The following is a 13,738-nucleotide window of genomic DNA, read 5'->3' on the forward strand; positions in this document are numbered from 1 at the left end:
TGATCACGATGGCCAAGGGCCTCACGTCGGGCTACGTGCCGATGGGGGCGGTCGGCATTCACGAGCGCGTGGCGCGGCCGATCATCGACAACGGCGAATTCAATCACGGCCTCACGTACTCGGGCCATCCGGTCGCGGCGGCCGTCGCGGTCGCGAACCTGAAGCTGCTGCGCGACGAAGGCATCGTCGAGCGCGTGAAGACCGACACCGGCCCGTACTTCCAGGCGCTGATGCGCGAGACCTTCGCGCGTCACCCGATCGTCGGCGAGGTGCATGGTCACGGCCTCGTCGCGAGCCTCCAGCTCGCCGAATCGCCGGCCGATCGCCGCCGCTTCGCGAACGGCGGCGACGTCGGCACGATCTGCCGCGACTTCTGCTTCAACGGCAACCTGATCATGCGCGCGACCGGCGACCGGATGCTGCTGTCGCCGCCGCTCGTGATCACGCGCCAGGAAATCGATGAACTCGTGTCGAAGGCGAAGAAAGCCGTCGATGCAACCGCCCAGCAACTGGGTATTTCGTAACGGCTTTGCCTACAGGCGTGCGGCGGGCGCCGCACGCCGCCATAACCAGGGGAATTCCACCATGCGTGCCAGCTTTCTTCGCCAAGCCTGTTCTGTTGCCGCCCTTGCCGCCGCGGCCGCGTTCACGTCGGTCGCCAGCCCGACGGCGCGCGCCGACGAGCTGAATGTCTACAACTGGTCCGACTACATCGCACCGGACACGATCCCGAACTTCCAGAAGCAGACGGGCATCCACGTCAAGTACGACAACTACGACAGCGACGACACGCTTCAGGCGAAGCTGCTGGCCGGCAGCTCGGGCTACGACATCGTCGTGCCGACGTCGAACTACATGGCCAAGCAGATCCAGGCCGGCGTGTACCAGAAGCTCGACAAGTCGAAGATTCCGAACCTCGCGAACCTCGACCCGCTGCTGATGAAGATGATTGCCGACGCCGATCCGGGCAACCAGTACGGCGTGCCCTGGGCCTACGGCACGGACGGCATCGGCTACAACGCGCAGGCGGTGAAGAAGGCGCTCGGCGACAAGGCGCCGGTCGACAGCTGGGCGCTGGTGTTCGACCCGGCCAACATGGAAAAGCTGAAGAGCTGCGGCGTGTCGTTCCTCGACCAGGCCGTCGACGTGTTCGCCGCCACGCTGCAATACATGGGCAAGAACCCGAACAGCACGAACCCCGGCGACTACCAGGCCGCATTCGAAGTCCTGAAGAAAGTCCGCCCGTACATCACCCAGTTCAACTCGTCCGGCTACATCAACGACCTCGCGAACAACGACGTGTGCGTCGTGCTCGGCTGGTCGGGCGACGTCGGCATCGCGCACCGCCGTTCGGCGGAAGCGAAGCGTTCGTACGACATCAAGTTCTCGAACCCGAAGGAAGGCGGCCTGCTGTGGTTCGACGTGATGGTGATCCCGAAGGATGCGCCGCACCCCGAGGCCGCACTGAAGTGGATCAACTACGTGTCCGATCCGAAGGTCAACGCGGCGATCACCAACACGGTGTTCTACCCGACCGCGAACAAGGCGGCGCACCAGTTCGTCACGCCGGCCGTCGCGCAGGACCCGACCGTCTACCCGCCGGAAGACGTGTTGAAGAAGATGGTGCTGATGAAGCCGATGCCGGCCGACATCCTGCGCCTCGAGAACCGTCTGTGGGCCCAGCTGAAGACGGGCCACTGATCGTCATGCATTACGGCGGCGCAGGCATCGCATCACGCCTGCCCGTCTGAGATTCGCGGACTTCCGTCCGCCCGCGCGCGCCGCGCGCACTGTTCCATCCGGCACGAGCCGTTGTCCGCGAGTCGCGTTGCGCGCCTCGTGCGGGGACGCTCACGCCTGCAATCCGTGAAGAACGAATGGTGACTCCCATGCAATCGATACCCTCTTCCGCTGCTGCACGACAGACCCAACCGGCCGCCGCGGCCCGTCCGCAAAACGACGCGTTCGTGCGCATCGAAAACGTCGTGAAGAAGTTCGGCGACAGCACGGCCGTCGACAACGTGAACCTGACGATCGCGAAGAACGAATTGTTCGCACTGCTCGGCAGCTCGGGCTGCGGCAAGTCGACGCTGCTGCGCATGCTCGCCGGGCTGGAAACGGCGACCTCCGGCAAGATCTTCGTCGACGGCGAGGACCTCGCGTCGCTGCCGCCGTACCGCCGCCCGGTCAACATGATGTTCCAGTCGTACGCGCTGTTTCCGCACATGACGGTCGAATCGAACGTCGCGTTCGGCCTGAAGCAGGAAGGCACGCCGAAAAACGAGATCAAGGAGCGCGTGGCCGATGCGCTCGCGCTCGTGCAGATGGGCAAGTACGCGCAGCGCAAGCCGCACCAGCTCTCCGGCGGCCAGCAGCAGCGCGTCGCGCTGGCCCGCTCGCTGGTCAAGCGCCCGAAGCTGCTGCTGCTCGACGAGCCGATGTCCGCGCTCGACAAGAAGATCCGCCAGAAGACCCAGCTCGAACTCGTGAACATCATCGAGAAGGTCGACGTGACCTGCGTGATGGTCACGCACGACCAGGAAGAGGCGATGACGATGGCCAGCCGCCTCGCGGTGATGAGCGAAGGCAAGATCGTGCAGATCGGCGCGCCGGGCGAGGTGTACGAATTCCCGAACAGCCGCTTCTCGGCCGAATTCATCGGCTCGACCAACCTGTTCGAGGGCCGCGTCGTCGAGGACGAACCCGATCACATCTTCGTCGAGAGCGACGACCTCGAGGCGCGCATGTACGTGAGCCACGGCGTCACGGGCCCGCTCGGCATGCCGGTCGGCATCTCGGTGCGCCCGGAGCGCATCCACGTGTCGCGCGAGAAGCCGGGCTCGAAGCACAACTGGGCGCGCGGCGTCGTGACCGACATCGCGTACATGGGCAGCTACTCGCTGTACCACGTGCGCTTGCCGAGCGGCAAGACGGTCGTGTCGAACCTGTCGAGCTCGCACCTGATGAACGACAACGCGCCGGCGTGGAACGACGACGTGTTCGTGTCGTGGTCGCCGGCCAGCGGCGTCGTGCTGACGCAATGAGGGCGACGCGATGAGAACCTCTGCTTCCACGCCTTCCACGCCGGTGTCGGCCGGCGCCGCGAGCACGGCCGCCGGCCGCTCGCGCCCGGGCCGCTTCGCCGCGCTGTCGCGCTTCCTGCCGTCGGGCCGCAGCGTCGCGATCGGCGTGCCGTTCCTGTGGCTCGCGGTGTTCTTCGCGCTGCCGTTCGTGCTGGTGCTGAAGATCAGCTTCGCCGACCAGGTGATGGGCATTCCGCCGTACACGTCGCTCGTCGAAATCAAGGACGGCGTCGTGCACTTCGCGCTGCAGCTGTCGCACTACGCGTTCCTGCTGCAGGACGACCTGTATATCGCGACCTACCTCAGCTCGCTGAAGATGGCCGCCGTGTCGACGGTGCTGTGCCTGCTGATCGGGTACCCGATGGCGTACTACATCGCGCGCTCGGAGCCGAACCGCCGCAACGTGCTGATGATGGCCGTGATGCTGCCGTTCTGGACGTCGTTCCTGATCCGCGTGTACGCGTGGATCGGGATCCTGAAGGACGACGGCCTCCTGAACCACACGCTGATCGCGCTCGGCATCATCCACACGCCGCTGCGGCTGTACCACAGCGACGCGGGCGTCTACATCGGGATGGTCTATTCGTACCTGCCGTTCATGGTGATGCCGCTGTACGCGCACCTCGTGAAGATGGACCTGACGCTGCTCGAAGCCGCATACGACCTGGGCGCGAAGCCGTGGGTCGCGTTCACGCGGATCACGCTGCCGCTGTCGAAGAACGGGATCATCGCCGGCAGCCTGCTGGTGTTCATCCCGGCGGTGGGCGAGTACGTGATTCCGGAGCTGCTCGGCGGCGCCGACACGCTGATGATCGGCCGCGTGATGTGGGATGAATTCTTCAACAACATGGACTGGCCGATGGCGTCGGCGGTGACGGTCGCGATGGTGCTGCTGTTGCTGGTGCCGATGGCGCTGTTCCAGTACTACCAGGTCAAGGAACTGGAGGAAGCGAAATGATCAAGCCGAGCAAACCGCTGTCGACGGGCGTCCTCGCCTTCGGCTTCCTGTTCCTGTACATCCCGATCATCAGCCTGATCGTGTACTCGTTCAACGAGTCGAAGCTGGTGACGGTGTGGTCCGGCTTCTCGCTGAAGTGGTACGCGGCGCTGCTGGAGGACGACGAGCTGCTGACGGCCGCGTGGCTGTCGCTGAAGATCGGCCTCCTGACGGCGACCGCGTCGGTCGTGATCGGCACGTGGGCGGGCTTCGTGCTCGCGCGCTTCGGCCGCTTCAAGGGCTTCACGCTGTACACGGGGATGATCAACGCGCCGCTGGTGATTCCGGAAGTGATCCAGGGCATCTCGCTGCTGCTGCTGTTCGTGGCGCTGGAGCAGATGTTCGGCTGGCCGAAGGGCCGCGGGATGCTGACGATCTGGATCGGTCACGTGATGCTGTGCGTGTCGTACGTGGCGATCATCGTGCAGTCGCGCGTGAAGGAGATGAACAAGTCGCTGGAAGAAGCGGCGCTCGATCTCGGGGCAACGCCGCTGAAGGTGTTCTTCGTGGTGACGCTGCCGCTGATCTCGCAGGCGCTGCTGTCGGGCTGGCTGCTGTCGTTCACGCTGTCGATCGACGACCTGGTGCTGTCGGCGTTCCTGTCCGGGCCGGGCTCGACGACGCTGCCGCTGGTGGTGTTCTCGCGCGTGCGGCTGGGGCTGAACCCGGAGATGAATGCGCTGGCGACGCTGTTCATCACGGCCGTGACGATCGGCGTGATCGTCGTGAACCGGATGATGATCGCCCGCGAGCGGCGCCGCATGGCCGACCTGAAGGCGGCGTTCGCGGCGGCATGACGACCCACCCGCTTCGAGGATAACAAGCACGGCAGACAAGCAAGACGCGCTGCCCCAGGGGGGGCGCGCGATTCGATCCCGATTTGACAGGCGCACGACAAGGAGAATCCGCAATGAAGAAGAAACTGATCTGCCTGCTGGTGGCCGGCGCGTTGCCGGGCATCGCGCTGGCCGGTTCCACATCCGCCGAGATCAAGGCGCTGCAGGCGCAGGTCGCGGCACTGCAGAAACAGATGAAGGCGATGCAGGCGCAGCTCGCCGCGAAGCCGGGCGGCACGGCGGTCGCGACTGCCGGCGCGGGTGCAGGCGCCGGCACGGGCGGCGGCGGCAAGGTCGTCGCGGTGGCCGCCGATCCGGGCTCGCCGGATTACGGCAAGGCACAGGCCACGCTGACCAACGACGAGGTCAGCGAAATGAAGCAGCAGATCGCGAACCAGCAGCTGAAGGTCGATTCGCTGACCGACGCGGCCAACACGGGCCCGCTGGCCGGCCTGTCGGTCACGGGCTACATCGACCCGACCTACATCTACAACCGCGCGGCCGGCACGTCGTCGTTCCTGTTCGCGAACCACGAGAACGCGTACAACTACTTCAACAGCACGTTCGGCGATCTCTACCTCGACATCAAGAAGACGTTCGGCGTCGGCCCGATGGCGCCGTCGGCCGAGATCACGCTGATGCCGAACCGCGGCAACGGCATCACGCTGCTGCAGAACTCGCGCGGCTCGATCACCGACAACCTGCTGAACACGGCGGTCGTCAACGTGCCGATCACCGCCACGACGACACTGGTCGCCGGCCTGATCCCGAGCTTCGGCGGCTACGAGGTGCAGCAGTCGAACCAGATGCTCACGCTCACGCACAACCTGCTGTACGATTTCTCCGATCCGGGCAGCTACGTCGGTGTCGGCGCGAACTACACGAAGGGCAACTGGGCGTGGAAGTTCTTCCTCGGCAACGAGCAGTACCGCACGTACGGTTCGGTCACGCAGACGGGCACCAATGCGCTCGGCGATCCGATCACCACCAGCAACAAGGTGCCGACCTTCACCGCGCGCGCGGACTACACGTGGTCGAGCGCGCTCGATATCGGCGGTTCGTTCAACATCGGGCGGCAGACGCTGTCGAGCGCGATCGATGACAACGGCGTCGTCCACTACGGCCCGGGCGGGGCGGCACCGAGCGCATACGGTTCGTTCTTCTTCGGCGAACTCGACGCGACCTACACGCTCGCCGATATTCAGTACAACGCGGAAGTCGACTACGGCCGGCAGCAGCACGCGGCGTTCAACGGCGGGCTCGCGCAGTGGTACGGCCTGTCGCTGCTCGCGCACCGCAAGTTCAACGCGCCGGTGGTCGGCCGCATGGGCGTGACGCTGCGCTACGACCTGCTCGCCAACTCGAAGAACGGCGGCGGCGGCGGCGGCATCGCGCTGAACGGCAACGGGATGGATCCGAGCAACGGCTTCGGCGTCGACGCGGACTGCCTCGCGCAGTCGAAGGCCGGCGGCGGCCTCGGCTTCGAGTGCAAGGGGGCGGTACGCCAGGACGTCGCGCTCGACCTGCTGTTCTATCCGACCCAGCAGATCACCGTGAAGGTCGAATACCGGCACGACTGGGCGAACAACAAGGTGTTCCTGCGCAACGACGGTTCGTACGGCAAGTCCAACGACCTGCTCGCCACGCAGTTCATCTATTCGTTCTGACGCAGCACACGCGGGACGCCGTGCCGCGCGCACGGCGTCCCGTGCCGTTTTCAGGGGTGGCTGCGCGCAGCTTGCCGCCTTTTCGAAGGAGACGTTTTGATGACGCAGTCTTTCACCCGCCGCGCGGATGCGCTCGCGCGCGACTCGTACTACGAAGCAACGGTCGCACGCCCGGTGGCGGACGATCCGGTGCTCGAGGACGCGATCGACGTCGACGTGTGCGTGATCGGCGCCGGCTTCGCGGGCCTGTCGACGGCGCTCGATTGCCGCGCGCGCGGGCTGTCCGTCGCCGTGATCGATGCGCACCGGCCCGGCTGGGGCGCGTCGGGCCGCAACGGCGGCCAGGCGATCACGGGCTTCGCGAAGGACGAGGTGATCGAGCGGCAGCTCGGCGCCGACGGCGCGCGTGCCGCGTGGTCGCTGTCGCTCGACGGCGTCGCGCTGATCGCCGAACGGATCGCGCGCTACGGGATCGACTGCGACTTCACGCGCGGCTACCTGACGGTCGCGACGAAACCCCGCCGCATCGACGACCTGCGCGCGTGGATGGAAGCCGCGACGTCGCGATGGGGCCATCCGTCGCTCGCATGGCTCGATACCGGCGAGATCCGCGCACGCATCGCATCGACACGCTACCTGGCCGGCGTGCACGATCCGCTGTCGGGCCACCTGCATCCGCTCAAGTACTGCCTCGGCCTCGCCGACGCGGCGCGCCGCGAAGGCATCGCGCTGCATGCGCACACGCCGGCGCTCGACATCGTGCGCGGTGCGCGGCCCGTCGTGCGCACGCCGTCGGGCGAGGTGCGCTGCCGCTTCGTCGTGGCGTGCTGCAACGCGGGGCCCGGCGGCATTCTCCCGGCCGCGACCGCCGCCCGCATCGCGCCGATCGCGTCGTACATCATCGCGACCGAGCCGCTCGGGCAGACGCGCGCCGACGCGCTGATCGCCCGCCGCGAAGCCGTGTGCGACAACAATTTCTTCCTCGACTACTTCCGGCTGTCGGCCGACCACCGGATGCTGTTCGGCGGCCGCGCGAACTCGGCCGGCGCATCGCCCGCGGCGCTCGCCGAAGCGATCCGGCAGCGCATGGTCGGCGTGTTCCCGCAGCTCGGCGACGTACGCGTCGACCACGCGTGGGGCGGCTTCGTCGACGTCACGCGCAACCGCGCGCCGGACTTCGGCGCACTCGATCCGAACTTCTTCTACGTCCAGGGCTTCAGCGGCCACGGCGTCGCGCTCACCGGCATCGCCGGACGCGCGATCGCCGGCGCGATCGCGGGCGACACGCACGCGTTCGACCTGTTCGCACGCTTGCGTCACCGGCGCTTTCCCGGCGGCGACGCATGGCGGCAACCCGCGCTCGAACTCGGGATGCTGTACCACCGCGTGCGCGAGCTGTTCTGAACTCCTTTTCTCCGTACTCCCGATCATGCAGACCTTCGCCAACCAGCCGCACGTCGCGTCTTACTACGCGGCAACCGCCAACGATACGACCCGCCACCCGCCGCTCGCCGGCACGATCGACGCCGACGTGTGCGTGATCGGCGCGGGCCTCACGGGCCTCTCCGCCGCGCTCAACCTCGCCGAGCGCGGCCATTCGGTGGCCGTGCTCGAAGCGTCGCGGGTCGGATGGGCGGCGAGCGGCCGCAACGGCGGCCAGCTGATCGGCGGCTTTGCGTGCGACATCGACACGTTCGGCCAGTTCATGCCGGAAAGCGACGTGAAGCGCATCTGGGACATGGGGCTCGAAACGCTGTCGCTCGTGAAGTCGCGTATCGCGCAGCACGACATCGACTGCGCGCTGGTGCCCGGTTACCTGACCGCCGCGAACACCGAGCGCGACGCCGATTCGCTCAAGCGCTGGCGCGACGACGCCGCGAAGCGCTTCGGCTACGACCGCTTCCACTTCGTCGAAGCCGACGAACTCGGCGACTACGTGCAGTCGGCCCGCTATTGCGGCGGGCTGTACGACCCCGACAGCGGCCACCTGCATCCGCTCAACTACACGCTCGGCCTCGCGCGGGCGGCGACCGGCGCGGGCGTGCGCATCCACGAGGACAGTTGCGTGACGCGCGTGCGCGACGTAGCGGGCGGCCACGTCGTCGAGACGCGCGGCGGCAACGTGCGCGCGCGCTTCGTCGTGCTCGCGTGCAACACCTACGTCGGCACGCTCGCGCCCGCGCTGGCGAGGAAGATCATGCCGGTCGGCACCTACGTGATCGCGACCGAGCCGCTCGGCGAAGCGCGCGCCGCCGCGCTAATGCCCGCCCGCGCGGCGATCTGCGACAGCCGCTTCGTGCTCGACTATTTCCGGCCGGCGCCCGACACGCGGCTCGTGTGGGGCGGCAAGGTCAGCTATTCGACGCGGGAACCGCGCGACCTCGCCGCGGCGATGCGTGCGGACATGCTGAAGACGTTCCCGCAGCTCGCGGACGTGAAGGTCGACTACGCGTGGGGCGGCTTCGTCGACATCACGATGAACCGCGCGCCGCACTTCGGCCGCATCGCGCCGACGATGTACTTCGCGCAGGGGTTTTCGGGGCACGGCGTCAACACGACCGCGCTCGCGGGCAAGCTGATCGCCGAAGCGATCGACGGGCAGGCGAGCCGCTTCGACCTGTTCGACAAGATCCGGCATCGCGACTTCCCCGGCGGCGAAGCGCTGCGCACGCCGGCGCTGGTGCTCGCGATGAGCTGGTACCGGCTGCTCGACGCGTTCGGCGTGCATTGAGCGGCATGCGCGCCCGCGACGAACGGCTGCGCGCGAACGTGGCCGGTGCCCACGCGCCGGTATGAATGCGCGCCGGGCCCGCTACTCGGCCACCTTCTGCCGCATCGTCACGAATTCCTCCGCCGCGGTCGGGTGAATGCCGATCGTGTCGTCGAACTGCGCCTTCGTCGCGCCCGCGCGAATCGCGATCGCGATGCCCTGGATGATCTCGCCCGCGTCGCGGCCGACCATGTGCGCGCCGACCACCCGCTGGCTGTCGCGCGCGACGACGAGCTTCATCATCGTGCGCTCGTCGCGCCCCGACAGCGTATGGCGCAGCGCCTTGAACGACGTGCGGTAGACGTCGACCTCGCCGTGCGCGTGACGCGCATCGGCCTCGGTCAGACCGACCGTCGCGACCTCGGGCTGACTGAAGACGGCCGACGGCACGCTGGCATGATCGGCCGCGACGCGCGACCCGCCGAACAGCGTGCGCGCGAGCAGCCCGCCGTCGCGCGTCGCGACCGGCGTGAGCTGCGGCCGCGACGTGACGTCGCCGATCGCGTGGATCGACGGCACCGATGTCGCCGAATACGCATCGACGGCGATCGCGCCGCGCGCGTCGAGCATCACGCCCGCCTGCTCGAGCCCGAGCCCGTCGACGTTCGGCACGCGGCCGGTCGCATAGAGCACCTGATCGTACGGCCCGTGCCATGCATCGCCGACGCGCACGCTCAACGTGCCGTCGTCCGCGCGCTCGATCGACTCGACCACCGCGCGCGCGTGGATCGCGACGCCCTGCTTCGTCATCTCGTCGGTCAGGAACTGGCGCACGTCGTCGTCGAAGCCGCGCAGGATCTTCTCGCCGCGATAGAACAGGTCGACCTGGCTGCCGAAGCCGTTGAAGATGCCCGCGAACTCGACCGCGATATAGCCGCCGCCGACCACCGCGATGCGCGCGGGCAGCGCCGGGAGCGACAGCGCCTCGCGCGACGTGATCGCGTGCTCGATGCCGGGACGCGGCGGCAACGACGGACGCGAGCCGGTCGCGATCGCGATGTGGCGCGCGCGGAGCGTGCGGCCGCCGATCGCGACGGTATGCGCATCGACGAGCGTCGCGCGCCCCGCGTGCATGTCGACCCCCGACTGCGTCAGCAGGTTGATGTAGATGCCGCTGAGCCGGTTGATCTCGCGATCCTTCGCGGCGATCAGCGCGGGCCAGTCGAGCGTGCCGGCGCCGAAGGTCCAGCCGAAGCCCTTCGCGTCCTCGACTTCATGCGGATAGTGCGATGCGTAGACGAGCAGCTTCTTCGGGATGCAGCCGCGCAGCACGCAGGTGCCGCCGATCTGCTCTTCTTCCGCTATGCCGACGCGTGCGCCGTATGACGCGGACATCCGCGCGAGCCTCACGCCGCCGGAGCCGGCGCCGATGACGAACAGGTCGTAGTCGAAATCCATCGCATTGCCTCATCGCAGTTCGGATGAACGGACGATAGCAAGATTCGGGGATGCGTGCGGCGCGCGGCGCCGGGCGCGCGCCCAATAAAAAACGGCGAGAGACGTGGCCTCTCGCCGATCAAACCGGCTGCCGGGTGTGCCATGCGTCACCGATCGACCGCATGCCCGACCCGCCGGCCGCGCGGCACCGGTCCGCCCGGGCGCGCGAAGGGCGCGCCCGCGGCCGGACCGGCCGCCATGCTCATGCCTGCGACGTGTCGCCGCCGTCCGCCGCCTGCGTGTCGTCTGCCTGCTGCGGCTGCTCTTCCTTCTTCTCGAGCATGCCTTCGATCGCTTCGGCGCCCTTGAAGCCGGCCACGGCCGCGGCCGCCTTGGTCAGCAGGCCCGCATCCGGATCAAGCTTCTCCGCGCCTTCCACGGCTGCGATTGCGCCGGCGATTTCACCCACGGTGTTCAGGATACCCATCGTCATCCCCTTCAAGAAAATCGTGAGCGCATCGTCCCACGAAAAAAACCGGCAGACCGCGATTGTCATCGCCGGATACACAAGTTACGCACCTGGCCGGCCGCGCTCGACGCGCGCCACCGGAACGACGCACGCGCGGGCCCGACGGCACGCAACGGGCGATGCACGCAGCGTAGCGGAAAGCCTGCGCGCGTACTGTAAAAGTATGTTCTGGAATGCCGACGGATCGCTTACGGCGCGGGACTTCGGCAATGGAGCGATTACCGAATAGTCGTGCGCGCGTATGAAGGTCGCGGATCGAAAAAAAAGAGGCGCCTCGCGGCGCCTCTTCGATGCGCGCCGGGCGAATGCCGGCGCATGCGTTCCGACGTTCGTCAGAAGATATTGCGCAGCCCGATCGCGATGCCCGTCTGGTTGCTGCGCCCCGGCAGCTCGACGTTCGCCGCGCCGTTCGTCTTGTTGAAGTCGACGGTGCCGTAGACTTCGGTGCGCTTGCTCAGCGCGTACTCGGCGATGCCGACGATCGCATAGCGGTTGCCGCTCGCGAGCGTGCCGTTCGTGGTCATCGCGTTGCGCATGTGGTCGTAGTAGAACGCGCCCGTCAGCGTCAGCGGTGCGCTGACCTGCCAGCTCACGCCCGCGAACGGACCGTCGTCGATCCGGCCCGTGCCCTTCGCGACCGGAATCGTCTGCTGCGCGAGCAGGCTGTCGACGAAGCCGGTGTCGTCCTTCGAACGCAGGTAGCCCGCGTAGATCTTCGCCTTGCTGAACGCATACACGACGTTCGCGTGGTAGATCGTCTGCTTGCGTGCCGAGTTGTCGCTGTTCTGCTGCGCGCCGGCCGCGATGCTGAGCGGACCCATCACGTACGACAGCGACACGCCCCACGCATTGCCCTTGCCGAGCGAGCCCGGAATCTGGCCCGAGAAGCCGCCGGCGCCGGTCGATTCGTAGTTGGTGCCCGTCGAGTACATCGCCTTCGCGGTCAGGCCGTCGAACTTGCCGGTGTACTTGATCTGGTTGTCCGCATACAGGCCGCCGCCGAGTGCCACCGGCAGCCATGCGTTTTCGAGGTAGTTGCCGACCGTGAGCGGATCGTAGGTGTCCGACAGCAGGTCGAACAGCGGCGTCTTCTGGCGGCCGAGGGTCACCGTGCCGTACGGGCTCTGCAGGCCGACGTACGCTGCGCGGTTGAACAGGCGGCCGCTGTCGGCGAATGCGCCGTTCTGCAGGTTCACGCCACTTTCGAGGTTGAACACGGCCTTCAGGCCGCCGCCGAGGTCTTCCGTGCCGTAGATGCCGAAGCGGCTGTTCGTGATCGCGCCGTTGGTCATCGACAGCAGGCCGTCGTTCTTGGCGTTGGCGTTGGTCAGGTAACGGATGCTGGCGTCGGCGACGCCCCAGAGCGTGACCGAGCTTTGCGCGGCCGCGTACTGGCTGGCAAATGCGAGCGCGGCGCCCCCTGCGATGGCTGCGAGTCGGGTGGTCTGCTTCATGAGCTTTCCTGTTTGTAGGTGTCTCCATTCATGGCCGGCCGCGTGCGCAGCCGGGTGGCGATCGCTCGCGTTTTTGGCGCGCGCGATGTGGCCTGAATCATATGACGAGTGCAATCGCTGAAAGAAATTGAAATGCGCGGTAATCGCGGAACTGTCGCCCGCGCACAACGTTACGGGCGTGATGCTTGTCCGGCGGGCGGCGAGCGCCGCGCGGCGGCAACCGGCCGCGAGTTTACGGTGCGTCGGGTTTGTCAGGATCGCGCGACAGGCGCCCTGGAACGGATCGGCGCACGCAAGCGTGCGCCGTGTACGGGGTCACGCCGCCGCCGGCCCGCCGTCGGCCGTATGCCGGCGCCACGCGCGCCGCACGATTTCCGCGAACGCGCCGACGAGCAGCAGCACCGCGCCCCACAGCGCGAGGTCCGGCATGAGCCGCGTCACGAGGCCGCCGGCCACCGCGCCGGCCAGGAAGCAGAAGCTGATCGTCGCGAGCAGCGCCGAGTCGTGCAGCGCGCCCGCGTCGTAGCGCGGGATCAGCCCGACGAACAGCTTCTGCGCGGCGCGCCGCAGGTTGCCGGTCGTCATCACCGACGTGTACGACAGTTCCTCGAGATGGGTGAACGACAGCGTCTGCAGCGTCGCGACGAACGAGATGCCCGGAATCAGCCACGCGCTCGACGCGCCGACAAGCCCGCTCGCGGCGATGCCGAGAAACGCGATCTCGACGAGCAGGCTCGTGAACGCCGTGTGCCGCATCCAGCCGCGCTGCGCGGCAAGGCCGAGCAGGTGCGCGACGAACACCGCGATCACGAAGCCGACGAGCGGCGGCACGTGATGCAGCGCGGCGGCCCATTCGCCGGCCGACAGGTTGATGCCGAGCAGCGCGACGTTGCCGGTCATCGTGTTCGCGAACACGTGGCCGTGGCCGACGTACGTGTACGCGTCGAGGTAGCCGCCGGACAGCGTGAGCAATGCGGCGACGGTGAGATTGCGGCTGGCGCCGTCGAGATCCATCGATCCTCCCG

Annotated in this window: 12 protein-coding genes; 8 read left to right on the plus strand and 4 right to left on the minus strand. The window is 67.5% G+C overall.

Annotated features, from left to right (window positions below; genetic code table 11):
• The 8 genes from G3N62_RS30310 to G3N62_RS30345 form a co-directional block, all read left to right on the plus strand.
• Positions 1-524 (plus strand): aminotransferase class III-fold pyridoxal phosphate-dependent enzyme (locus tag G3N62_RS30310; protein ID WP_206141393.1); only part of this gene is annotated, 524 nt, incomplete at its 5' end.
• Positions 525-585: 61 nt separating this feature from the next.
• The gene (locus tag G3N62_RS30315; protein WP_034190333.1) at positions 586-1,701 is read left to right on the plus strand and encodes a polyamine ABC transporter substrate-binding protein; all 1,116 of its coding nucleotides are present in this window, start codon (positions 586-588) and stop codon (positions 1,699-1,701) included.
• A gap of 188 nt (positions 1,702-1,889) precedes the next feature.
• Entirely contained in the window at positions 1,890-3,044 is a 1,155-nt protein-coding gene (potA, locus tag G3N62_RS30320; RefSeq protein WP_034190332.1) for a polyamine ABC transporter ATP-binding protein, read from the plus strand.
• Between the two features lie 10 nt (positions 3,045-3,054).
• On the plus strand, positions 3,055-4,041 hold the full coding sequence (locus tag G3N62_RS30325) for an ABC transporter permease subunit (protein ID WP_069707074.1): 987 nt from the start codon (positions 3,055-3,057) through the stop codon (positions 4,039-4,041).
• Positions 4,038-4,877, plus strand: coding sequence for an ABC transporter permease subunit (locus tag G3N62_RS30330; protein WP_034190330.1), 840 nt, complete (start codon positions 4,038-4,040; stop codon positions 4,875-4,877). Before G3N62_RS30325 ends, G3N62_RS30330 begins: the two co-directional genes overlap by 4 nt.
• 113 nt (positions 4,878-4,990) lie before the next feature.
• The gene (locus G3N62_RS30335; RefSeq protein WP_034190329.1) at positions 4,991-6,583 is read left to right on the plus strand and encodes a DUF3138 family protein; all 1,593 of its coding nucleotides are present in this window, start codon (positions 4,991-4,993) and stop codon (positions 6,581-6,583) included.
• A gap of 99 nt (positions 6,584-6,682) precedes the next feature.
• Complete coding sequence (locus G3N62_RS30340) at positions 6,683-7,987, plus strand: FAD-dependent oxidoreductase (protein ID WP_049033422.1); 1,305 nt, start codon at positions 6,683-6,685, stop codon at positions 7,985-7,987.
• Between the two features lie 25 nt (positions 7,988-8,012).
• The gene (locus G3N62_RS30345) at positions 8,013-9,314 is read left to right on the plus strand and encodes an FAD-binding oxidoreductase (protein WP_034190327.1); all 1,302 of its coding nucleotides are present in this window, start codon (positions 8,013-8,015) and stop codon (positions 9,312-9,314) included.
• 81 nt (positions 9,315-9,395) lie between these two features.
• On the opposite strand, the gene gor is transcribed toward G3N62_RS30345, so the two are convergent.
• The 4 genes from gor to G3N62_RS30365 form a co-directional block, all read right to left on the minus strand.
• Positions 9,396-10,751: a glutathione-disulfide reductase gene (gene gor, locus G3N62_RS30350; protein ID WP_069707071.1), complete on the minus strand. Its 1,356-nt coding sequence runs from the start codon at positions 10,749-10,751 to the stop codon at positions 9,396-9,398.
• A 241-nt stretch (positions 10,752-10,992) separates the two neighbouring features.
• Complete coding sequence (locus G3N62_RS30355) at positions 10,993-11,217, minus strand: hypothetical protein (protein ID WP_124670517.1); 225 nt, start codon at positions 11,215-11,217, stop codon at positions 10,993-10,995.
• Between the two features lie 374 nt (positions 11,218-11,591).
• Positions 11,592-12,713: a porin gene (locus tag G3N62_RS30360; RefSeq protein ID WP_034190325.1), complete on the minus strand. Its 1,122-nt coding sequence runs from the start codon at positions 12,711-12,713 to the stop codon at positions 11,592-11,594.
• 315 nt (positions 12,714-13,028) lie between these two features.
• Positions 13,029-13,727, minus strand: coding sequence for a YoaK family protein (locus G3N62_RS30365; protein WP_059561563.1), 699 nt, complete (start codon positions 13,725-13,727; stop codon positions 13,029-13,031).
• Between the last annotated feature and the right edge of the window lie 11 nt (positions 13,728-13,738).

This window comes from Burkholderia sp. Tr-20355 (assembly GCF_017104685.1).
Taxonomy (GTDB): Bacteria; Pseudomonadota; Gammaproteobacteria; order Burkholderiales; family Burkholderiaceae; genus Burkholderia; species Burkholderia seminalis.